Origin of the sequence: Prosthecobacter vanneervenii (assembly GCF_014203095.1) — a bacterium.
GTDB lineage: Bacteria > Verrucomicrobiota > Verrucomicrobiia > Verrucomicrobiales > Verrucomicrobiaceae > Prosthecobacter > Prosthecobacter vanneervenii.
Window position 1 is genome coordinate 25,160 of the sequence record NZ_JACHIG010000007.1, and the last position, 22,278, is coordinate 47,437.

General features: G+C 60.7%; 19 protein-coding genes. 13 read left to right on the plus strand and 6 right to left on the minus strand.

Annotation, left to right across the window (positions count from 1 at the left end; translation table 11 throughout):
• Nucleotides 1–359: 359 nt before the first annotated feature.
• Both HNQ65_RS16180 and HNQ65_RS16185 read right to left on the minus strand, forming a co-directional pair.
• Entirely contained in the window at nt 360–3,668 is a 3,309-nt protein-coding gene (locus HNQ65_RS16180) for a ribonucleoside-diphosphate reductase subunit alpha (protein WP_184340785.1), read from the minus strand.
• 135 nt (nt 3,669–3,803) lie between these two features.
• Nucleotides 3,804–4,886, minus strand: coding sequence for a ribonucleotide-diphosphate reductase subunit beta (locus HNQ65_RS16185; protein WP_184340787.1), 1,083 nt, complete (start codon nt 4,884–4,886; stop codon nt 3,804–3,806).
• Nucleotides 4,887–5,254: 368 nt separating this feature from the next.
• Here HNQ65_RS16185 and HNQ65_RS16190 point away from each other — a divergent pair, with 368 nt between their 5' ends.
• The 6 genes from HNQ65_RS16190 to HNQ65_RS16215 all read left to right on the plus strand — a co-directional run bounded on the left by HNQ65_RS16190 (nt 5,255) and on the right by HNQ65_RS16215 (nt 9,926).
• Nucleotides 5,255–5,920, plus strand: a complete 666-nt coding sequence (locus HNQ65_RS16190) for a peptidoglycan recognition protein family protein (RefSeq protein WP_184340789.1) — start codon at nt 5,255–5,257, stop codon at nt 5,918–5,920.
• A gap of 45 nt (nt 5,921–5,965) precedes the next feature.
• Nucleotides 5,966–7,378: an AAA family ATPase gene (locus tag HNQ65_RS16195; RefSeq protein ID WP_184340791.1), complete on the plus strand. Its 1,413-nt coding sequence runs from the start codon at nt 5,966–5,968 to the stop codon at nt 7,376–7,378.
• A 17-nt stretch (nt 7,379–7,395) separates the two neighbouring features.
• Entirely contained in the window at nt 7,396–8,688 is a 1,293-nt protein-coding gene (locus tag HNQ65_RS16200) for a tetratricopeptide repeat protein (protein ID WP_184340793.1), read from the plus strand.
• Nucleotides 8,689–8,787: 99 nt separating this feature from the next.
• Nucleotides 8,788–8,943, plus strand: a complete 156-nt coding sequence (locus tag HNQ65_RS16205) for a hypothetical protein (protein WP_184340795.1) — start codon at nt 8,788–8,790, stop codon at nt 8,941–8,943.
• Complete coding sequence (locus tag HNQ65_RS16210) at nt 8,940–9,194, plus strand: hypothetical protein (protein WP_184340797.1); 255 nt, start codon at nt 8,940–8,942, stop codon at nt 9,192–9,194. Before HNQ65_RS16205 ends, HNQ65_RS16210 begins: the two co-directional genes overlap by 4 nt.
• Before the next feature lie 255 nt (nt 9,195–9,449).
• Nucleotides 9,450–9,926, plus strand: a complete 477-nt coding sequence (locus HNQ65_RS16215; protein WP_184340799.1) for a TlpA disulfide reductase family protein — start codon at nt 9,450–9,452, stop codon at nt 9,924–9,926.
• A gap of 15 nt (nt 9,927–9,941) precedes the next feature.
• Here the strand turns inward: HNQ65_RS16215 and HNQ65_RS16220 are convergent, their stop codons facing one another.
• Together HNQ65_RS16220 and HNQ65_RS16225 are read right to left on the minus strand one after the other, a co-directional pair.
• On the minus strand, nt 9,942–11,423 hold the full coding sequence (locus HNQ65_RS16220; RefSeq protein ID WP_184340801.1) for a PLP-dependent transferase: 1,482 nt from the start codon (nt 11,421–11,423) through the stop codon (nt 9,942–9,944).
• Between the two features lie 178 nt (nt 11,424–11,601).
• Nucleotides 11,602–12,765, minus strand: a complete 1,164-nt coding sequence (locus HNQ65_RS16225; RefSeq protein ID WP_184340803.1) for a trans-sulfuration enzyme family protein — start codon at nt 12,763–12,765, stop codon at nt 11,602–11,604.
• Nucleotides 12,766–12,848: 83 nt separating this feature from the next.
• Here HNQ65_RS16225 and pyrH point away from each other — a divergent pair, with 83 nt between their 5' ends.
• From pyrH to HNQ65_RS16255, 6 genes are read left to right on the plus strand one after another with little or no spacing between them, the layout of a single operon-like run.
• The gene (pyrH, locus tag HNQ65_RS16230; protein WP_184340805.1) at nt 12,849–13,586 is read left to right on the plus strand and encodes a UMP kinase; all 738 of its coding nucleotides are present in this window, start codon (nt 12,849–12,851) and stop codon (nt 13,584–13,586) included.
• Between the two features lie 23 nt (nt 13,587–13,609).
• Nucleotides 13,610–14,176, plus strand: a complete 567-nt coding sequence (frr, locus tag HNQ65_RS16235) for a ribosome recycling factor (RefSeq protein ID WP_184340807.1) — start codon at nt 13,610–13,612, stop codon at nt 14,174–14,176.
• A gap of 15 nt (nt 14,177–14,191) precedes the next feature.
• Complete coding sequence (locus HNQ65_RS16240; RefSeq protein ID WP_184340810.1) at nt 14,192–14,599, plus strand: hypothetical protein; 408 nt, start codon at nt 14,192–14,194, stop codon at nt 14,597–14,599.
• A 34-nt stretch (nt 14,600–14,633) separates the two neighbouring features.
• The gene (locus tag HNQ65_RS16245) at nt 14,634–14,873 is read left to right on the plus strand and encodes a hypothetical protein (protein ID WP_184341286.1); all 240 of its coding nucleotides are present in this window, start codon (nt 14,634–14,636) and stop codon (nt 14,871–14,873) included.
• A gap of 33 nt (nt 14,874–14,906) precedes the next feature.
• A complete protein-coding gene (locus HNQ65_RS16250; protein WP_184340812.1) occupies nt 14,907–15,584 on the plus strand; it encodes an acyltransferase in 678 nt (225 codons plus the stop codon).
• Nucleotides 15,585–15,643: 59 nt separating this feature from the next.
• Nucleotides 15,644–18,457, plus strand: coding sequence for a DUF6600 domain-containing protein (locus tag HNQ65_RS16255; RefSeq protein WP_184340814.1), 2,814 nt, complete (start codon nt 15,644–15,646; stop codon nt 18,455–18,457).
• Nucleotides 18,458–18,464: 7 nt separating this feature from the next.
• Here the strand turns inward: HNQ65_RS16255 and HNQ65_RS16260 are convergent, their stop codons facing one another.
• The gene (locus tag HNQ65_RS16260; protein WP_184340816.1) at nt 18,465–19,289 is read right to left on the minus strand and encodes a hypothetical protein; all 825 of its coding nucleotides are present in this window, start codon (nt 19,287–19,289) and stop codon (nt 18,465–18,467) included.
• 161 nt (nt 19,290–19,450) lie between these two features.
• Entirely contained in the window at nt 19,451–21,097 is a 1,647-nt protein-coding gene (locus tag HNQ65_RS16265; protein WP_184340818.1) for a porin, read from the minus strand.
• A 307-nt stretch (nt 21,098–21,404) separates the two neighbouring features.
• Here HNQ65_RS16265 and HNQ65_RS16270 point away from each other — a divergent pair, with 307 nt between their 5' ends.
• Nucleotides 21,405–22,220 (plus strand): PstS family phosphate ABC transporter substrate-binding protein, encoded by an 816-nt coding sequence (locus tag HNQ65_RS16270; RefSeq protein WP_184340820.1) that lies wholly within the window; start codon nt 21,405–21,407, stop codon nt 22,218–22,220.
• Nucleotides 22,221–22,278: the final 58 nt, after the last annotated feature.

Sequence of the window (22,278 nt, forward strand, 5' to 3'; positions counted from 1 at the left end):
AACAAGAATCATGATAGAGAACCTGAGACATATATGTCTCAAACTTAGAGCGTTCTGTCTCGCATGAACGACAGAGAATCGGTTCTGTCAGTCCAGAATTGAGGACCTTAAAGCGAGGTTTTTGTTCGCTTTCCCTGTAAATTAAGCGGCATCTCTTGTTGTCGCTTCTGTGCGCCAAGCCGCTCTCCTTCCAAAGAAACTCGGGAAGTATATGTGAGTTCTTAATTGGAGGATTACGTTGGCAAAGTCGGCACAATTGGCCGGTAACGTCTTCTAAAGTAGAGAGCTTCATATAAAAAACGGCGAGCATTGCTGCCCGCCGCTGGATGGATCAAGGAGATGTCGTGGGTTGATCAGTCTTACTGGCAGGCCTCACACGTTCCGCCGTTTTTCATGGCTTCGATGGAGCAGGCCATGACTTCTTCGGCGGTGTATTCGCGTTTAGCGGCGGCCTGGGTGCTGGCGACGATGCCGCGCTTTTCCTTCTCGACTTCGCTGGTGGCTTTTTCGATGTTGGAGGCGCTGCGGGTGCGCAGGTAGTAGGTGGTCTTGAGACCTTTGCGCCAGGCGGCGCGGTACATGTGGGAGAGGGTCTGCATGGCGCTCTCTCCGCAGAAGAGGTTGACGCTCTGGGACTGGTCGATCCACTTCTGACGACGTGCGGCGGCGTCGATGAGCCAGGCCCAGTCGATGCCGAAGGCGGTGGCGTATTTGCGCTTCAGATCGAGCGGGATTTCCTCGATGCTTTCGAGTTCGCCGTCGGTGTACTTGATCTTGGCCTGGATCTCGGGGTTCCAGAGGCCGCGCTTCTTGAGGTCTTTCACCAGGTAGGGGTTGAGCACCATGAAGTCGCCGGAGAGATTGCTCTTGGTGTAGAAGTTGGTGAAGAGTGGCTCGATGCAGGGGCTGGAGCCCATGATGTTGGAGATGGTGGCGGTGGGGGCGATGGCGAGGACGTTGCTGTTGCGCATGCCGTTTTTGGCGATCTTGGCGCGCAGGCCGGACCAGTCCATCTTGCCGCCGCGCGGCACTTCCACATCTACGCCGCGCTCTTTGGCGAGGAGATCGACGGTGTCCTGCGGGAGGAGGCCGCGGTCCCACTTGCTGCCTTTGTAGGTGGAGTAGGTGCCTTTCTCGCCGGCGAGGTCGCTGCTGGCCTCGTAGGCGTAGTAGGCGACGGCTTCCATGAATTCGTCATTGAACTCGACGGCTTCCTTGGAGGCGAAGGGCAGGCCTTTGCGGTAGAGGGCGTAGCCGAGGCCCATGACGCCGAGGCCGATAGGGCGGTGGCGGCTGTTGGCGGTCTGGGCGGCCGGGGTGGGGTAGTAGTTGATGTCGATGACGTTGTCGAGCATGCGCACGGCGACGCGGATGGTCTCGCGGAGCTTGGAGTGGTCGATGTTGCCGTTGTCGTCGAGGTGATTGTCGATGAGGACGGAGCCGAGGTTGCAGACGGCGGTCTCTTCGAAGCTGGTGTTGAGCGTGATCTCGGTGCAGAGATTGGAGCTGTGGATGACGCCGACGTGGTCCTGCGGGCTGCGGACGTTGCAGGGATCTTTGAAGGTGATCCAGGGGTGGCCGGTTTCGAAGATGGCCTTGAGCATCTTTTTCCACAGGTCGAGCGCCTCGATGGTGCGGCCAAAGATCTGACCCTTGGCGGCCATCTCTTCGTATTCGGCGTAGCGCTTTTCAAAGGCGCTGCCGTAGAGGTCGTGCAGGTCCGGGGTTTCGTTGGCGCGGAAGAGCGTCCATTTCTGGCGGTTCTCCATGCGCTTCATGAAGAGGTCGGGGATCCAGTTGGCGGTGTTGAGATCGTGGGTGCGGCGGCGTTCGTCGCCGGTGTTTACGCGAAGCTGGAGGAAGTCTTCGATGTCGTTGTGCCAGATTTCGAGGTAGGCGCAGCCGGAGCCACGGCGCTTGCCGCCCTGATTGACGGCGATGAGCTGGTCATTGTGCAGCTTGAGGAAGGGGATGACGCCCTGGCTTTCGCCATTGGTGCCTTTGATGTAGCCGCCGGTGCCGCGCACGGCGGTCCAGGAGCCGCCGAGGCCGCCGGCCCACTTGGAGAGGTAGGCATTGTCGGCGATGCCGCGCTGCATGATGGACTCGATGCTGTCGTCCACCTTGTAGAGATAGCAGGAGGAGAGCTGGCTGTGCATGGTGCCGCTGTTGAAGAGCGTGGGCGTGCTGGAGCAGAAGCGGCGGCCTTTGTAGAGGCGGTAGAGGGCGATGATCTTTTCCTCGGCGTTTTCCTTTTCCTGCACGCAGAGGCCCATGGCGACGCGCATCCAGAAGAGCTGGGGGGTTTCGAGGCGCTTGGAGGGCTTGACCTTCTTGTCCACGATCAGGTAGCGGTCATAGAGGGTCTGGATGCCGAGGAAGTCGAAGTCGAGGTCGGCGGCGGGGTCGAGAGCGTCGGCGATCTTGTCGAGGTCGTACTTGAGGAGCTGGGGGTGGAGGCGCTCGATCTCGATGCCACGGGCGAGGTTTTTGCGGAAGCCGCGGCGGTGGAAATTGGCGAGCTGGTCGATGCCGTGGTCCACGATGCTCCAGCCGAGCACCTCTTCATAGATGTAGGTGAGGAGCATGCGGCCGGCGAATTTGGCGAAGTCGGCATCTTTCTCCATGAGCGTGCGCGCATTGAGGATGATGGTGGTCTTGAGAGCCTCGACGGTGATCTCGCTGAAAATGGAGCGGCGGAGCTCCATCTCGATTTCGGCACGGGTGAGGCAGAGGTCGAGGCCGAGGCTGGCGAAGTCGATGCGGCGTTTGAGGTCCTGGCCGTCCCAGAGGAAGGTTTCGGTGGGGGAGACGCGGACGAGGATGAGGGTCTGCTGCTGGTCGGACTCCTGCTCGTCGAGGATGGCGGAGGCCTGCTCGTCTGCGGTGCGCATGTTGGAGCGCAGGGCGCGGTATTGGATGTAGGCGCGGGCGACTTTGAAGTAGCCCTGCTTCATGAGCTCTTCTTCGACGAGATTCTGCACGTCCTCGATGTGCATGAACTGCTTGCCTTCATTGGCGATGGAGCGGCTCACGGCCTCGGCGATCTGGACGGCGGGCGTGGAGTCCATCTCCATGGAGAGGAAGGCCTTGCGGACGGCGATCTCGATCTTGTTGTGGTTCCAGGGGACGAGCTGGCCGTTGCGGCGGATGACTTTGGTGGTGACCATGAGGGGTTGGATGGAGCCGGAATCGTGCATGTCGATATTGGCCAGGTTTTCGGTGCGCTTGCGGCGCTCGGCCAGGCTGCGAGCCACGTCGTGGGCATTGTGGCGCACCAGGGCACGCTCAATGACGTGGTAGATCTCCCTGGCGTTCAGCATGGGGGTCTCGCCGCCGGTGTCTGCCGTGCGCTGGGCCACCTCCTCGGCCACCGCACGGGAAATCGCCTGCACCAGCTGGCGGTTGGAGTCATTGAAGATCTCGCTTTTCTGATCGCGCACCATGAGCAGGTCGGTGATGGCATTGCCCACCGTTTCGGCGATTTCGCCCACGTCGAAGTCACGCTCGCTGCTGCCGATGCGCACTTTGGGCTTGGTGGCGGGCATTCCGGCCACGCCTGCGGTGAGGGCGCTCCACGCGAACTGGGGCTTTTCTTCCTGTGGGATGTGATGAGCGTAGCGCTTGAGCGCCTTGTCTTCTTTGAGCAGGTCGTGGGCGTGAGTCATGGCGGGAGGGGCAGGCTAGAGGTTGAGGTGGCGGAGCAGAGGGGAGGCGGAAACCGGGCAAAAAGAGGAGGGAATTCCCGCCGGAGATCTCCAGCGAAAAGTCGGCCAGTCGTTGAAAATTTAGAGGCAGAGAAATTAAAGATCGTCGTCGGAGCAGGTTTCGAGGGCGGAGGCCTTCTGATAGTCGGTCACCTTGCCTTCGAAGAAATTCTGCTCCTTCTTGATGTCCATCAGCTCCGCCAGCCAGGGGAGGGGGTTGCTGATGCCGGGGTTGAGCACCGGGAGGCCGCAGCCGTCGAGACGACGGTCGGCGATGTAGTCGGTGTAACGCTCGAATTCCTCGGCGCTGAGGCCGACGGCGTTGACGGGCAGGCAGTCGCGGATGAATTCCTTCTCCAGGGCGACGCCTTCGCGCATGATGTTGACCAGTTCCTGGCGGAATTCGGGGGTCCAGATCTCGGGGTTTTCCTCGATCAGGTCCATGAACAGGTTGCGGAAGACTTCGATGTGATTGGATTCGTCGCGCAGGGTGTAGCGGAACATCTGGCCGATGCCGGGGAACTTGTTCTGGCGGTAGAGGCTGAGGATCATGCCAAAGAGGCCGTAGAACTGGGTGCCCTCCATGCACTGGCCGAAGACGAAGATGTTCTTGGCCAGGAGCTGCATGTTTTCCACCTTGGTGAGGTCGAGGTCGCGGCGGAGGTTGTTGGAGTGCTTGGTGACGAACTCGTTTTTCTTCACGATCGTGGGGATCTGCTCGAACATGGCCTCGCACTCATGGGGGTTGATGCCCAGGGAGGAGATCATGTAGAGGAGGGAGTCGGCGTGGATGTTCTCCTCGTGCGCGTGGCGGCCGAGGACGAGCTTGAGCTCGGGGGCGGTGACGAGTTCGCGGACGACGTGCTGGATGTTGTCTCCCACGATGCCTTCGGCGGCGCTGAAGTAGCCGATGCCCATCATGATGATCCAGCGTTCGTTCTGGGAAATGTCATTGGAACGCCATTGTTCCACGTCCTTCTGCATCTGGATGTCTTCAGGCTCCCAGTGGTTGGCCTTCATGATGCGGTATAGGTCGTAGGCCCACTGGTACTTCAGCGGGAGGAGGTTGAAGGTCATGCTCTTGCGACCATTGATCACCTTCTTGGCTGCGTAGGCGGCCTCGGCCTTGTCCTGATCGAGTGGGAATTCGCGGTTGCCAATTTTGTAAACTTTTTCCATGACGAAATCGTTGCGGAGTAAGGGGTTAGTCTGATTTTTTCTCGAAATTGACAGGCTTGCGATGCAGTTCTATAAATACTAGATGTAGCGCAGGCCGAGGCGGATCATGCACAAGATATTGTGTGCTGGCGAGATATTTTTACCAGCCATTGTGCAAAAACGCGTTTCACAACGGAGATTCAAGGGTTCCACGGCGAAAAAATTTTTCTCGCGTCAAAATGCCTACCCTGAAGAGCGAAAATGAGAAACTTTGCAGCTCTGCGGAATAACGCAGGAATCGTGCAGGGAACGCCAAAAAACATCTGAAATCTGACGGTGCGGGCTGGTGCGATGCAGATTTTGTCACACAACTTGCTCAGACTAACCCCATGCACTGCCGCCCCTTGATTCGTTACATTGCCTGCTGCCTGCCCCTGGCGGTCCTGCTGAGCTCGTGCTCAGTGCTGAATGTTCCACAAAACACGGTCACGAAGGCGCCCCCGGGCGTGACGGTGGATTTGATACCCAGCGGGCGTTACGCGCGCAGGCAGTTCCGGCCCATGCGGCCCACCTACATCACCATCCATGCCACGGAGAACTACGCGCGCGGCTGCGGTGCCTACGCTCACGCCCAGATGCTAAAGACGGGTTCCCTCAAAGGTCGGCATAATGCGATAGGCTACATTGGCTGGCATTTCACCGTGGATGACCATTCCATTTATCAAAGCATGCCGGTGAACGAGCGAGGTGAGCACGCCGACTACGACGGCCCCGGCAACCGCAGTTCCATCGGCATCGAGATGTGCGAAAACCGTGGCAATGACCGCTCCCGCACCGTGGACAAGACCGCACGCCTCGCCGCCTGGCTGATGAAGGAATACAATATACCTCTGGACCATGTGGTGCCGCACCAGCACTGGCTCATGATCCGGCACGATGACCACCGCAATCTCGGCCACAAGAACTGTCCGCATTTCCTGATGGATCGTGGACGCCCGGGGGCGAAGTGGCAGGCCTTTCTCAACAAGATCGCCGCTTACCGTCGCGCATTGTGAGGTTAAATTACCTTGCCACCGCCACCGCACGCGGGAGTCTGCCGCATGCCGCAAAACCTCGATGCCCTGCGCCTGGCGCTCCAGCACTCTCCTGACAATGCACCGCTGCTCATGCTGTTTGCGGAGGGCTGCCTGGAGGAGGGGCTGCTGGAGGAGGCGGAGCAGAGCTTTCAGCGCGTGCTGAAGGAGGACCCCGCCAATGCGGACGCACGCCTGGGGCTGGCCCGCGTGGCTCTGCTGCAGGGAAAGACCTCGCAGGCGGCGGTGCGTGCAGAGCAGATCATCTCAGACACACCCTCCTGCGCAGCGGCCTACCTGCTGCTGGCGCGGATTCACATCACCGAGGGGGATCTGCCGAAGGCCAAGGCCATGTATGACAAGGGCGTGGCTTTGAACCGCTCCCTGGCAGATCCTGGCATCGAGAAAGACCTGCACAGCGTCAAACCCGCCGCCGATGATGGCGACAACTCCGGCCGCAAGCGCGGTGCCATGACCTCCGGCGGCGGATTTGTCGAGTCCGTGCAGGAAGACAGCGCGGATGACGACGGCCATCCGCGCGGTGGTGCGGCCTTTGACCTGGGGGTGTCGGACTTTGGCAAACCGCAGCTCAATTTCTCCGGTGTGGGCGGCATGGAGGCGCTCAAGGAGGAGATCCGCATGAAGATCATCTACCCGCTGCAGCACGCGGAGCTCTTCAAGGCCTACGATAAAAAAGTGGGTGGCGGTGTGCTGCTCTACGGCCCGCCAGGTGTGGGCAAGACCCTCATCAGCAAGGCCACCGCCGGCGAGATCAAGGCCAACTTCATCGCCCTCGGTCTGCACCAGATTCTCGACATGTGGATCGGAGGCTCGGAGAAAAACATGCACGAGGTGTTTGAGCTGGCCCGGCAGAATGCGCCCAGCATCCTGTTCTTTGATGAAATCGACGCTCTCGCCGCAGACCGGCGCGACCTGCGCCAAAGCGCCGGGCGCAATCTCATCAACGCCTTCCTCACGGAGATGGATGGTTCCGAATCCAGCAACGACGGCGTGCTCATCATCGGCGCCACCAATGCGCCCTGGCATATCGATCCCGCCTTCCGCCGCCCGGGCCGTTTTGACCGCACCTTGTTTGTGCCGCCGCCAGACGAGGCCGGGCGCGCCGCCATCATCGAGGTCATGGCGCAGAAGAAACCCATCGGTGAGCTCGATCCCCGCGCACTGGCCAAAAAGACGGAGGGCTTTTCCGGCGCGGACCTGAAGGCGGTCTTTGACATCGCCATTGAGGACGTGATGAACGAGGTCATGCGCACCGGCAAGGTCATCCCGCTGACCACCAAGGATCTCATCAAGGCCGCAGGCCGCCACAAGGCCACGACGAAGGCGTGGTTTGAGAGCGCCAAAAACTACGCCATGTACTCCAATCAAAGCGGCTTCTACGATGATGTGCTGAAGCATCTCGGCCTGATGAAGCGCTGAACCACCCGGCGCTCCTCATGTCCGACGACTTTCACCCCGATCCAGACGCGGCGTATGCCCGCGGCCGACTGCTGCAGACGCAGCACCGCATTCAGGATGCCATCGCCTGCTACAAGCAGGCGCTCGCTCTGGATGCGCAGCACACGCCCAGCTACCTGATGCTGGCGCTCTGCTGGATGAACGAGGCGGACACCGCAGCGCAGTCGGTGGATGCGGCGCGCCGCGCCGTGGCGCTGGAGCCCGAGAACGCCTTTGCCCGCAGCGTGCTGGCGCTAACGCTGGATGCGAATGCCAAGGATGGACAGACCTCCGCCATCAAAGCTGCGCTGCAGGAGGCTGAGGCTGCGGTGAGCCTGGATCCCGACAGCGACTTCAGCCATGCCGTGCTGGCCCGCCTGCACCTGCGCCTTCGGGATTTCCCCCAAGCTGAGGCCGCCGCCCGCGCCGCCCTGGCGCTGGACACGGAAAACACCATGGCCGCCGAGGTGCTCTCCGCCGCTCTGCTGCTGCAGAAGAAGGACGCAGACAACGAAGACCTCATCCGCTACCAGCTCCAGCGCAATGCCGAGGACGACAGCGCCCATACCAGCGCCGGTTGGATGGCCATCATGCGTGGCGACCACAAGCAGGCCAACCAGCACTTTCTTGAAGCCCTGCGCATCAATCCCATGAGCGAAAATGCGCGCATGGGACTCATCGAGTCCTTTCGTGCGCGCTCGTGGCCCTACCGCATGCAGCTGAAGTTTGCGCACTTCATGAACCAGTTCACGGAAGGCCGGCAGACGGCCATCATGCTGGGCGGTTTCTTTGCGTACAAGCTGCTTAGCAGCTACCTGAAAACGGTGTCGCCTTTCCTGGCGGCGGTGGTGGTTGGAGCATGGCTGCTGCTGGTGCTCTGGGCGCATCTGGCGCGCGGCTTTGGCTCCGCCTTCATGGTGATGGACCGCTTTGCCCGGCAGGCGTTGCGTCCCAGAGAATACTGGGAGGGCGTGGTCGTGGGCGGGCTGATCTTTGCCGCCATTGCGAGCCTGGTGCTGGGCTACGCCTGGGATCTCAGCGAGGGGCGCTTCGCCGCGCTGGCCTGCATCTTTGCCGCCGTGGTGAACGCCGCCGCCTTTACCAACGACCACTGGGTGGGCCGCTACGTCTATGGCGTGGCAGCGGCCCTGTCCGGAGCGGGCGCGCTATGGATCATGGTGGATGTCTTTAGCGGCATCACGCTGCCCTTTGCCGGACCCATCGGCGCGCTCGCCATCCTGCTTGGCGTGGCCACCACCTGGATGCGTGGCTTTGGGGTGCTGTATCGGTGAGTGTGGCCAAACTGAGCGGGGATGATCTGCCTGTGCTGAGCGCACGATTCCGCGTGACAGTGCCTGACTTGTCATGAGAGCATGGGGTGTAGCTGCTGCATGAAGACAACCGCCTGCTTTTTGTTTTTTACACTGCTGACGGCGTTAGCAGAGGCTGATGACCGGCTGATTCCGTTCGATGAGTTTTATCTCAGCGTGCCTGTCAATAAGGAACCAAAGGCGCGCGGACTGCGGCTGCCGAAACCCCAGCCATGAAAGACCTCCAATCCACCCGTGCCATGTGGCTGAAAGGCTGGCTGTTTCTGGTCATCGGCCTCATGTCCGCGGCCATCTTGCTCATTGAAAACTGGAGCTGGCGCACGGCGCTGCTGCTGGTGCTGTGCGTGTGGGGATTCTGCCGGGCGTACTACTTTGCCTTCTATGTCATCGAGCGCTGGATCGATCCGCAGTTCAAATTCAGCGGGTTGGGCCACTTCCTGGTGCACTGGCTGCGCCGGGGCAGGTGATGTCCTGCCAAGTTAGACCTGTTCTCGAAAAGCCTGTCACATTGCCCGAGCGGCGGAGCGGCCCCATTGGCTGCGTTGGTCGCTTGCCTGTTATTTTTAAATAGCAGGCGGCGCTCCCGCCTTGCCACTGGGGCCGCTGCGCTCGCCGGTTCAATCGGACATTCTTTTCGAGAACAGGTCTAGAACGAGAATCAGGCTTGAATAAAGGAGGCGGTTTTCATTTAATTTTAAAATCAACTGTCGTTCCCGCCACCTATGAAAGCGAATCTCCTTGTTCTCGGGCTGCTCTTCAGCGGCTTGTTTCTCATGCAGAATCTTTTTGCCACTGCGACCAACAACAATGTGGGCACCGTGGTGAAGGTGGACGGCCTCAAGTTCAAGGAAAAGGCACCCTCCTTTGCAGGCAAGCCTCTCATCGTGGAATTTTGGGCCACCTGGTGCCCGCCCTGCCGCGCCAGCATTCCGCACCTCAATGAAGTCTATAAAAAGTACCAGTCCAAGGGGCTTGAAATCATCGGTGTGACCAATGAAGACCGGCCAACGGTGAGCAAGTTTCTCAAAGAAGTGCCCATCAACTACCATGTGGCTTTTGACACCAGCGGCAAGTTTGGCAAGCCTTTCGGCATCAAGGGCATCCCGCATGCCATGATCCTCGACAAAGAGGGCAAGGTCGTGTGGGAAGGGCATCCAATGAGCTTGCCGGAGAGCCAGCTGGAGTCCGTCCTGAAGTAGTCAGGAAGTGACGGGTCACACCAAGGCCAAGGCCGCATCAAAGCGGGCGATGAGATCCTGCGTATTCTCCAGGCCGGCGGACACCCGGATGAGCCAGCGGCTGACGCCGCAGCTGGCGGCCCAGTCGAGCTCTTCATAGTGGGCCAGCAGGGTGTAGGGGCAGACGAGAGTGAAGTTTGTGCCCAGGCTCGGGCCTTTGCAGACGCGAAGGGCGTCGTAAAAGGGAGCGCTGGTTTGCTCCGGATTCTTGAGCGTGAAGGAGAAGAGGCAGCCGTAGCCACCTTGTTCGCGGCGGATGAATTCATAGCCTTGGCCGCCCTCGCGGCTCGCGTGCCAGACGGCATCCACTTTCGGGTGCGCGCGCAGATGATCGGCCAGCGCCTGCGCGTTGTGGCTCATCTTGGCGGCGCGATCGGTGAAATCGCGGCTGTTCAGCTCCAGCGCCACGGCGTCGCCGCGCCAGAGTTCGTGATCGGCATGGGCTGTGAGGAAGGCTGAGAAAGCGTCATGATGCGGGGAATTGCGGTTCAGCACCACGCTGCCGGCGAGCACATCGCCGACACCGGAGAAGCTCTTGGTCAGGCTGGTCGTCACCACATCGGCCACACGGTGGGCATTCGCATGCGCCACGGTCGAGATGGTGTCATCCACGATGATCGGCACGCCCGGTTGAGCGGCGGCGCGGATGGCGAGCAGGCGCTCGAAGTCCACGCAGCGCAGCAGCGGATTGCTCGGCGCTTCGCAGAAGATGCCCGCGATCGGCTCGTTTTGCAGCAGTGTGCGCAGGTCGTCGTACTCGCTGTCTTTCACCAGCGGCAGGAAGTGCGCGCCGCTGCCGAAGAACTGCTGCAGTTTCAGCACATCCACGTAGGGAAAGTCGAGCTGCACCGTCTTGCGATTCGGGAAGCAATGCGTCAGCATGCGATGCACGGCGTAGTTCGCCGCCATGCCGGAGGGGAAGAGGAAGACGTCTTCCGGCTGCTGCCCGGCCAGTTTGGCGATGCGTTCGCGGATGGTGCGGTTGGCAGCTTTGCCTTCTTCGGCAGTTGCGGTGCTCTTGTGCTCACCCAGGGCATCGCAAGCCTGGCGGGAGCTGACGCATTCGCCGCAGAAGCGCCAGAACTTGCGGGCTTGAACATAGCTGTCTGCAGGAAAGATAGCTACGCCGAGCTGGTGCGCGGTCCATTCCACCGCGCGGCCGGTGCCGATGAACTTGATGCAGCGCTCCGCATGCACCACGCGAGGGAAGACGAGACAGCGCTCTCCAGATGCGGCAAATTCCTTTTCAGCTGCTGCAAAGAGTCGCGTGATGGCGGGCGGGCAGCAAAAGCGCGGGTAGCCGGATTTGAACTTTGACACGATTTCCTGATCTCCCTCCTCATAGCCGATCACATGCTTCCACAGCGGCAGGCACACGGACACACCGAGCTCGTGGTCAGGGATCGCTTTGCCGAGGTCTTCGGCATTGCAGAGAGGATGGGTAAACAGGTCGGTCATTGGGGGATGACACTTTTCTTCAGGGGCGGGCGGGAGGCAACGGGAATGAGGGTGTGCAGGCTGTTACGTGCGGCGGACCTCTGGATCTTTTGTGCGCCCACTGCATGCGAAAAGCTCCAGAGGACAGGAGCACTCCAGGACGCTGACGCGGCTTTTCTCGCCAAGCATCGCTACACCGTCACTTTTTCTTCAGCGCCGCATCGATGTCCTTCCACAGGTCTTCCACGTGCTCGATGCCGACGGAGAAGCGGACGAGGCCGTCGGTCACGCCGGCGGCTTCGCGGGCGTCTTTGGGGATAGAGGCGTGGGTCATGCTGGCGGGGTGGGCCACGAGGCTTTCGATGCCGCCGAGGCTTTCGGCCTGGGTGAAGAGGCGAAGGCGGCGGATGAAGGCCAGGGTGTCGGCGTAGCTGAGGCCGAAGTCGGCGAGGAGCATGCCGCCGCCGGCAGACATCTGCTTTTTGGCCAGCTTGTACTGTGGGTGGCTTTTCAAGAAGGGGTACTTCACGCTCTTCACCCCCTTGCGGCCTTCGAGGCGGGTGGCCAGCTCCAGGGCGTTGGAGCAGTGGCGCTCCATGCGCACGGCCTCGGTCTTGGCCCCGCGGGAGGTCAGCCAGGCATCGAAGGGGCTGGGCTGCAGGCCGATGGCTTTTTGCGCAAAGATCATCTTGTCCTGCCACTCGTCGGAGTTGGTGCACACGGCACCGCCGAGGCAGTCGCTGTGGCCGTTGGTGTACTTGGTGGTGCTGAGCAGGGAGAGGTCCGCACCCAGATCCAGCGGCTGCTGCAGCAGGCTGGAGGCAAAGGTGTTGTCCATGGCCACCACAGCGCCCGCTTTGTGCGCCACCTCGCTGATGGCCTTGATGTCGAGGATTTTGAGCAGCGGGTTGGTGGGAGATTCCAGCCAGACGAGCGCAGGCTTCAGGCGGGTGATGAGGTCGTAGTTTTCGGGATTGGTGAGATTGGCGTACTTGATCTTCACGCCAAAGCGCTTGAGCACCTTCTCAAAGATGCGGTAGGTGCAGCCGTAGATCTGCTGCTCGGAGAGGATGGTATCCCCCGTTTGGAGGGAGAAGAGAATGGCGGAGATGGCGCTGAGCCCGCTGGCAAAGACGGTGCTGTGCCTGGCATTTTCCAGGCTGGCCAGGGTGGTCTGCAGGTTGCGGAAGTTTGGGTTGCCGGAGCGGGTGTAGTCAAAGCTGCCGGGATTCCCGCTCTCAAAGGTGGAGGTCATGTAGATCGGGGGGATCACCGCGCCGGTTTCGCTGCGGTAGTCCTGGCCTACATGGATGGCGCGCGTCTCGAAGCGAGCGTCTGCGGGAATGGTCGGGTCGTCCTTCATGGTATGGCGTGATGTGTGACATGCAGAATTAGCTTTGCAAGGCCCCTGCGCTCATGCTTTATGAGTTAATCACCTGATCTTTCATGGCCGACTCCACTGCTCCTCGAAAATTCCGTCGCGTTCTGCTCAAACTCAGCGGTGAAGCGCTGAGAGAGCCGGGCAGCCAGGAAAACATTTCTCCTCCAATCGTCGAAGACATGGCGGCGCAGATCAAAGCGGCGCACCAGACGGGCCTGGAGATCGCCCTCGTGGTGGGCGGCGGGAACTTCTGGCGCGGCATCACCGCCAGCAACAAAGGCATGGAGCGCGCCACCGCCGACTACATGGGCATGCTGGCCACCGTGATGAACTCCCTGGCCGTGCAGAGCATGCTGGAGGCGATGGACGTGCCCACCCGCGTGCAGAGCGCCATCAAGATGGACAACGTGGCCGAGCCCTTCGTTCGCCGCAAAGCCATGCGCCACCTGGAGCTGGGCCGCGTGGTCATCTTCGCCGCAGGCACGGGCAATCCTTTCTTCTCCACTGATACTACGGCCGCGCTGCGCGCCAGCGAGATCAATGCCGAGATCGTGCTCAAGGCCACCAAGGTGGACGGCATCTACGATTCCGATCCCAACAAAAACCCGAACGCCGTCAAGTTTGACCGCGTGAGCTTCCACGAGTGCCTGACACGCCAGCTCAAGGTGATGGACTCCACCGCCTTCTCGCTTTGCATGGAGAACAACATGCCCATCGGCGTCTTTAGCATGAATGAGCCCGACAACATTCGCCGTGCGCTCGTTGGCGAGCACATTGGCACCATGGTGGACGCCAAAGGCTGAACAATTTCTAACACAAGACTGATATGGACCCTGAACTGACGATGATGGAGGCCGACGAGGCCATGACGAAGGCTGTGGAGCACGCCATCCATGAATTTGCGACCGTGCGCACCGGCAAGGCCTCCCCCACGCTGGTGGAAAACATGGACGTGCATGTGATGAGCTACGGCAGCCACATGAAGATGAAGCAGCTGGCCATGATCACCACGCCCGACGCGCGGCTGATCCGCATTGAGCCCTTTGACTCCTCCACGCTGCAGGACATCGACCGCGCCATCCGTGAGTCCCGCCTGGGTCTGAATGGCAGCATTGAGGGCAAGGTGATCCGCCTGCCGATCCCCGCCCTATCCCAGGAGCGCCGTGAGCAGATGGTGAAGATGTGCAAGAGCCTGGGTGAAGACGCCCGCGTGCGCGTGCGCTCCGCCCGCCGCGATGCCCTCGAAGCCCTCAAAAAAGGCGAGAAGGACGGCCACATCACCGAGGACGACCTGCACCGCATGGAGAAGGAAATCCAGACCATGACGGACAAGAAGATCGCGGAGATCGACCAGCATGTGGTTTCCAAGGAGAAGGAGATTCTGACGGTGTGAGGGTATGAGGACACCATGCGCCTGTTTCTCGACACCTGCAGTTTGAACCGTCTTTGGGATGACCAGACGCAGGTGCGGGTTCATTTGGAGGCCGAATCGGTCATATACATTCTTGATGCTGCGAAAGCAGGCCGGGACGAACTGGTGAGCAGTGACTATCTGCTGGCAGAGATTCTGGACAATCCTGATGTCGCGCGACGAGCGGATGTGATGGCTCTTCTGCAGCCTGCCATCTTGAATATTGCGGCGCACTCCGAGATCGAAAAGCGCGCCCATGATCTGGAAGGTTGGAACATCCGTCATTTCGACGCCCTGCATGTGGCCGCCGCTGAAGCTGCTTCCTGCGATTATCTCCTTACCACGGATGACAAATTCCTCCGCCGTGCGACCCGGGCGCTGGGGCGATTCACGTCAAAGTCTTGAATCCTTTCGATTATCCGCGATCTTTGCCTCCATCATGAACACCCTGCACCAGATCAACGAGAAAGCCCGGAGCGTTCTGCGGGACGCGCTTGGTCCGGTGGACTATGCCCGTTACCAGCAGCAGTTCAGCCTGGGTTCTGGAGATTACACTGCTGAGAGACAAAAAGCGGAACAGCCCGATATTGAGACTATCAGCAAGCGCGTGGAAGAACTAAAAGCAGCAGGACTGCTTGTGCCGCCGCCGAATGCTCGTTTGCTGGCAGGCCCGCCTTGAGAGCCCCTCACCGATCCACGCCTTCTTTGATTGATGTTTCCCGCCCGCGATTATCTCGACCTCACCCACACCAAGCATGGCATCCTGTTTCCGGATGACTCCCCGGTGTGGACGGCGCTGGCGCGGATCGAGTCCTACCTCGACTTCCGTCTCTCGCGGGAAATCCGCACTCAGGTGCCCCCTGGTGCTTATATCGGGGAAGATGTTTTTATCGATGAAGGAACGGTGCTCGAGCCCGGCGCGGTGATCAAAGGTCCGGCATGGATCGGGCGAAACTGCCAGATCCGCACTGGCTGCTACATCCGGGAGAATGTCATCATCGGAGACGGCTGTGTGCTGGGAAACTCCTGTGAGTTTAAAAACTGCGTGGTCTTCGACGGCTGCGAGGTGCCGCACTACAATTACGTGGGTGATTCCATTCTCGGCCACAAGGCCCATCTGGGGGCGGGCGTGGTGCTTTCCAATGTGCGGCTGGATCGCCTGGAGGTCACTGTGAAATCCGGCAGCGATCTCATTCCTACCAGCCTGCGAAAGTTTGGAGCCATCGTGGGAGACTACGCCGAGATCGGCTGCAACAGCGTCATCAGTCCCGGCAGCATCATTGGCCGCAGGAGTGTCGTCTATCCCCTTACTCACTTCAGCGGCGTGCTGGAGGCGGATCTCCTGCTCAAGACACGCCAGACCCAGCAGGTGGTGAAGCGCCGGCGGTAGTTGTTTCGTGGCGTCATTGAATAGAAAGGGGGCGGCGGGAGTCATAGCTCCCATCAGCCATGAAATCATGTTTCCGCTTACTGAGCACCGCCGCAGCCATCCTCTCGCTGTCTGGCTGTGACAAATCTCCCCCTTCCGCCTCCACAAACACCGCTGACAGCCAGCTGGCCGAGGCACGCGATGCGCTGCAGCGTCAGGCTCTGGAGATCGAGACCAAGACCGCCCTGATGGACAAGCAGCTCGCGGAGATGCAGCAGTCTCTCAAGGAGAATGAAAACACCAGCCTGCGCTCCTCTCTGGATGCTCTGAAGCGCGAAAACGAAGGACTGCGTGAGCAGGCCGAAGACGTGCGCCGCCAGAGCGATGCCGTCAGTCGGCGCATCGCGGCGGCGGTGCCCCCTGCGCCGAGCGTGGTGCAGCAGCCGGCGGCAGTGCCGGATTATACGCTGTTTTATGAAAATCTGGCCCCCTATGGGCGATGGCTGGAGGTGGCTGGCTACGGTTACTGCTGGCAGCCCACCGTCACGGTGGCTGGGTGGAGGCCCTACTGGGATGGCTGCTGGTCCTGGTCTGCCTTTGGCTGGGCCTGGCAGTCCAACGAGCCCTTTGGCTGGATCACCTACCATTACGGCCGCTGGGTGGAGCTCTCTGTTTATGGCTGGATCTGGGTGCCGGGCCGCGAGTGGGCGCCTGGATGGGTGGCGTGGCGGCAGAGCCCCGACTGCGTGGGCTGGGCGCCGCTGCCTCCGGAGCCGGGTGCCTGCAATGGCGTGTATCGTGACTGCGACTCCCGCTACAGTCTCGGCCCTACGAGCTACGTCTTCATCCCCATCACCCGCTTTGTCAGCCCCACCTATGTCAATGTCTATGCCCCGGTGACCCAGCGCACCACGATCTACCGCCAGAGTGTGAACGTGACGCAGATCGTGCCCCGCAGCGGCCACCACCATGCCTTTGTGCAGCAGGGAGGGCCCCCGCGTGCGCAGATGGAGCGCGCCTGTGCCCATGAGGTACCGCAGCGCCAGGTGCAGGTGGTTCATGCGGATCAGTTCTCACGCCAGCAGCATGGTCATCCTAGACCGGAGTCGCCCATGGCCATGGTGGACCTCCCAGCTGTCGGCCCTGGCGTGCGCGTCAGGCGTCCGGAGATCCGCGAGCACGTTCAGCGTCCGGTGCCTGTCAGCGGCTTTGCTGGTGTGCCGCAGCGGACCGCGTCCGAGATTCGTGAAAGCCTTGCCAACGAGAGGCAGGACTTTGAACGCAGGCAGCATGAGCGGCATCCCGCTGGTCCTGCCCGCCATTCGTCTGTGACACCGGGTGTGGGTCCGCAGGAAAACATGCGCCCTGCCATTCCTGCAGAGCGTGCCATGACCGATAGAGGCACCGCAGAGCAGGCCGCAGCGGCAGCAGAGGCCGAAAGAAACCGCATGCAGGCTCGCGCCGTTCAGCAGCAGGCTGCTGCTGAACAGCAGCAGCGCATGGCAGGCGAGCAACAGCGGCATGCACAGGAGATGCATGAGCGCACCCAGTCAGAGCAACGTCGTCCCGCAGAGCAGGCGGCGTCTGCAGAAATGGAAAAGCGTCGTGCTATGCAGTCAGCGGCAGCCGAGCAGCAACAACAAGCCACCGCGAATCAACAGCGCAGCATGGCGGAGGAGCGCCAGCGCCGTGAGCATGAAATGCGCGGACGCGCCGATGCCGAGAAACAACGGGCCGCAGATCAGGCAGCCGCCGCAGACGCGGAAAAGAACCGCACGCAGGCAGCCGCCGCGCAGCAGCAGGAGATGGCAGCCACTCAGCAGCGCCAAGCTGCCGAACAGGCTTCCGCAGACCAGGAAAAAGCCCGCCGTTCGGCAGAATCCGCCGCCATGCAGCAACAGCAAGAAGCCAACCGTCGCAGTCTGGAGATGGCCCAGCGTCAGTCCGAAGAGCAGGCCCGCCGTGGTGCTGAGGACCAAATGAAAGCCCAGCAGGAAGCAGCGCAGCGAGCCCAGGAGATGGCCCAGCGCCAAGCTGATGAGCAAGCCCGCCGTGCGGCTGAAGAACAAGCCCGCCGCGCTGCCGAGGACCAGATGAAAGCCCAGCAGGAAACTGCGCAACGAGCCCAGGAGATGGCCCAGCGCCAAGCAGAGGAGCAGGCCCGTCGTGCGGCTGAAGAGCAGGCCCGCCGTGGTGCTGAGGACCAAATGAAAGCCCAGCAGGAAGCAGCGCAGCGAGCCCAGGAGATGGCCCAGCGCCAAGCTGATGAGCAAGCCCGCCGTGCGGCTGAAGAACAAGCCCGCCGCGCTGCCGAAGAACAGATGAAAGCCCAGCAGGAAGCAGCGCAACGAGCCCAGGAGATGGCCCAGCGCCAAGCTGAGGAGCAGGCCCGTCGTGCGGCTGAAGAACAAGCCCGCCGCGCTGTCGAGGACCAGATGAAAGCCCAGCAGGAAGCAGCACAGCGAGCCCAGGAGATGGCCCAGCGCCAAACTGAGGAGCAGGCCCGTCGCGCTGCCGAGGAACAGATGAAAGCCCAGCAGGAAGCAGCGCAGCGAGCCCAGGAGATGGCCCAGCGCCAAGCTGAGGAGCAAGCCCGTCGTGCCGCCGAAGAACAAATGAGAGCACAACGCGAAGCCGAGCGCCAGGCGCAGGAGATGGCGCGTCGGCAGGCGGAAGAGCAGATGAGAGCCCAGCAGGAGGCCGCACAGCGAGCCCAGGAGATGGCGCGTCGTCAGATGGAAGAGCAGATGAAAGCTCAGCAGGAAGCAGCGCAACAAGCCATGGAGACGGCCAGGAGACAGGCTGAAGAGCAGGCACGTCGTGGCGCTGAAGAAGCCGCCCGCCGTGCGGCCGAGGCAGCACGCAATCAGCCGCAGCCAGCACCGGGGTCATAATGGCTACTCACACCCGCAGCATGTCCTTCACCACCTGCCAGTAGAGAAAGATGCAGCCGCGCCAGGAGTAGCGGAATTCACCGTTGCCCGTGGGCTCGATCACGCCGGCGGTGATGTTGTGGTCGATCTGCATGCTCATGTCCCGCTCGATGTAGGCGTGCAGGTACTCGGTGTCCTGCAGCGAGAGATCCTCCACGCGGATGCCCTCGCTCTGTAGAAAGTGCTCGTGGCGGTCCATCAGCTCCGCAAAGGAGCCCGCGTGCATGAAGCGGTTCAGCCGCTGCTTGGGCGAGTGCTTCATGGTGGCTGCAAAGGGGTAGTTTGTGGTCGTGAAAGTCACGCCGCTACTGGCGCGCGAGGTCAGGCTGACGTAGGGAAAGCCAAAATCTCCCTGCTGCACCAGCGCGATGGAGGCCTGGGTGCGCTTGGCTTCATGGTAAAAGAGCCGCATGAAGTAGTCCGTCTGGCTGAACTGCCAGCCGGTGTCTCCCACCTCCACAAAGCCCTCGTTGTCCGCCTCGCTGCTGAGGTCCGAGAGTTCGGGGAAGACTTCTCGTGAAGGTGGAAAGCGGTGCTTCACCTCGCTCTTGATCGGAAAGCGCAGGCGGCGCACGCGGAAGACGATCTCCATCCATGGCAGCATGAACCATGCTCCCACAAAGATGGCCCCGCCAACATGGGTGTTGGTCAGGAAGTAGCCGCCCAGGTAGGAGGCTCCCAGCAGAGCCAGCCAGCCCAGCTTCTGGATAAAGCGGTTGTCATAGGACCGGCAGCCCATGGCAAAAACGACAGCCGCCGCGACATACAGAATCTGCTGGAGTGTGGTTTCCATGGGCCCGGTGAACTGGGGTAAACGTAAAAGGACAAGTTAAGGGAAGACTTAAGACAAAGCAACCCCTCTTCCTGTTCCCCCTGAATCACTGAAAATGAAGAAGCCGGACGCATTCCCGGATGCGCCCGGCTTGCCAACTCAACCTAAAGCAAAATGGGGGTTTAGAAGTTCACCTGCGCCTGGATGCCGACGTAGTCATAATTCACATTGCTGTAGGGAGCCAGGTTGGTGTTGGTGCGCATGCCGTGCATGTACATTGCCGTGAGTTCCAGTTCCGGGTAGGGGATGAAGCGGAAACCAAAGCCCACTTCGTTGACCTTGTCCTTGGGAGCGTTGACGGCAAATTTACGTCCGCCATTGTAGGTCTGCCAGCGGGCGAAAGGAATGAGTTCCTTCTGGTTGGCAAACACGTGACGGTAATTCGCCTGCACATAGCCACCACTCAGACTGGAAGAGGTAATGGTGCGCATGTCATTGGAAAGCTGAGGTCCTTTACCCCAGTTCCATTCCGTTTCGATGCCAAAAGGCTGTGGGTATAAGATGGCGGAAATACCGACACGTGCATCGGTGAAACCGCGGTTGCCTCCGTTGCCATTGGCGGGAGTGCCCACGCCAGGGATGGGTGCCGTGGTGGTGTTGAATTTCCCAGCGTAGCCCTGAATGCCGAGCTCGAGAAACTGACCGTTTTCGAACTCGAAGGGATAGGTGGCACGGGCCACCCAGTGCGGCTGTCCATTCGTATCGGGCTTGTTGATGCCCTGGCCAGCAAAAGCACCAAAGGCGATCATGCCATAGTCACCCGATCCGCGCAGCCCCATCTTGACGAGGTTTTTGAAACGTTCGCGGATCTCATAAGGGGCATACATGTAGTAAACGCCGAAGTCACGCTCGCCTTCAATAGCTGTGCTGATGGCTTCAGGGCGCTCCAAGGCGAGTCGATTCTGGGAGGATTGCAAGATGGCATGGCCATAAGGAACTTTGGACAGACCCATGCGGACGCGATGTTCACGAGCAGGGTCGAGGGAAACATCGGCGTAATAGTCGCGCGCCTGCACACCGCCATTACCATTGACGCCGCCAAACAAGTCTGCCTGGAAATAAAGATAGACGTGGTTGGTCAGGTCGCCGCTAAAGGCCAGACGGCCGCGGCGGATGCCGATGCTCGACTGGTCATTGGCGAACGCGTCATTCTGAACATGCAGCGGGCCTCCGTCTTCGCGCATGACGGAATCCGCACGCACCTGGAGGTAGCCCTTCATTTTCAGGCGTTCATACCACTTGTCGGCCAGCAAGGTGTCGAGCTCTGCTGCAGACATGGTGGAGGGGGAGGTGTTGTCGGTGATTTTGGAGATGTCCTCGATCTGGCCGCGGGTGGTGGAGATGGCGCTTTCCAGATTGCCCACCTTGCTCTCCGTCTGTGCCAGGCGCTTGTCCAGCGAGGCTGCATTCGTGGTCTGACCGAGGGCGTTTTCCAGGTGGCCGACCTTGCTTTCAGTGGCGGCCAGTCGTTTTTCCAACGCTGTGGTGCTGGCCGGCTGGGCCGCTCCAGCTGCGGCAGGAGTGCTCGTGGTCGCAGGTGCGGCGGCTACAGCTGCAGCCACGGCTTTGTCTCTTTCCTTGTCTTCTTCACGGGAGGCAGCCACCAGCATATCATACTCTTCCTGACTCAGTGTGCCCTTCGCCTTCATGAGGAGAAAGAGCTTTTCCATGGCCGGACCGGCCATGACGGGCATCTGTGGCGGCAGAGCGAGGATGGCAGCCGCCAAGGCGGCCAAGGTGTGGGAGAGGCGGGAACGTATGATGCGCATGTGCGGGTGTTCAGGTGAGTTAAAAACAGGCGCCTCCGGGAAAATGGCTTCCCTCGGGCAGCAAAGTCACATGCCTGTAACCAAAGACCCCTTCCAGATTCTTAATGTGACGCTTTCGTCACTAATTGCAGGTTATTCACATTCAAAAGGTGCTTGAGCTGGCGTTTCGAGCTCTATAGCCTGTTTGTGACGGTTTCGTCACAGTCTGAATTTTGACCACCCGCCCCCTGGCATCAATATCCGCGCCGTCCGCATTCTTATGCGCGGCAGTTACGCCAACCGCTCTGTTTCAACACCCCTCTTATCTATGAAGATCGCCCTCCTCACCCTTGCCACCACCTTTGCTGCGGCGCTTTCGCTCCAGGCCCAGACCACTCTGCGCATCCGTGGCTCGGACACCCTTGGCGCCAAGCTGGTGCCCCAGCTGGCTGAAGCCTTCAAAAAGCAGGGCGGCAAGGTCAGCTTTGACATTGCTGCCGAAGGCTCCTCCACCGCCTTTACCAACCTCGCCTCCGGCACCGCCGAGATCGGCATGTCCAGCCGCAAGGTCAAGGCCGACGAGCGTACCCTCTGCCGCAGCAAGGGCGTGTCCATCGTCGAATTCGAAGTCGCCTGGGACATGATCTCCGTGGTGGTGAACAAGAACAACCCCGTTTCCGACCTCTCCAAGAAGCAGCTGCTGCAGATCTTCGCTGGCGACATCAAGGACTGGAGCGAAGTCGGCGGCACCCCCGGCCCAATCTCCGTCTACACGCGTAATACCTCCTCCGGTACCTACAAAGACTTCATCGGTCTGGCCATGAAGGGCCGTGAATATGGCAAAAACAGCCAGAAAATGGCTGGCAACGAGCAGATCGCCGCTGAAGTGGGCTCCAACCCGAACGGCATCGGCTACGTCGGCTACGCTTATTCCGGTGCCAAGGGCCTCAAGGTCGTCTCCATTGCCGGCTCCTTGCCCAACCCCGCTGCCGTGAAATCCTACCCACTCTCCCGCCCCACCTTCCTCTACACCAGCGGCGAACCTGCCGGCACGACCAAGGAATTTATCGATTTCTGCCTCAGCCCCGCCGGCGACGCCATTGTCAGCAAGGCTGGCTTCGTGCCGCTTAGCATTGCAAAGTAACTGTTGATTGACCGAATCGCTTGTCCGGCGGAAGAGAAAAAGTCTCGCCGCCGGATTT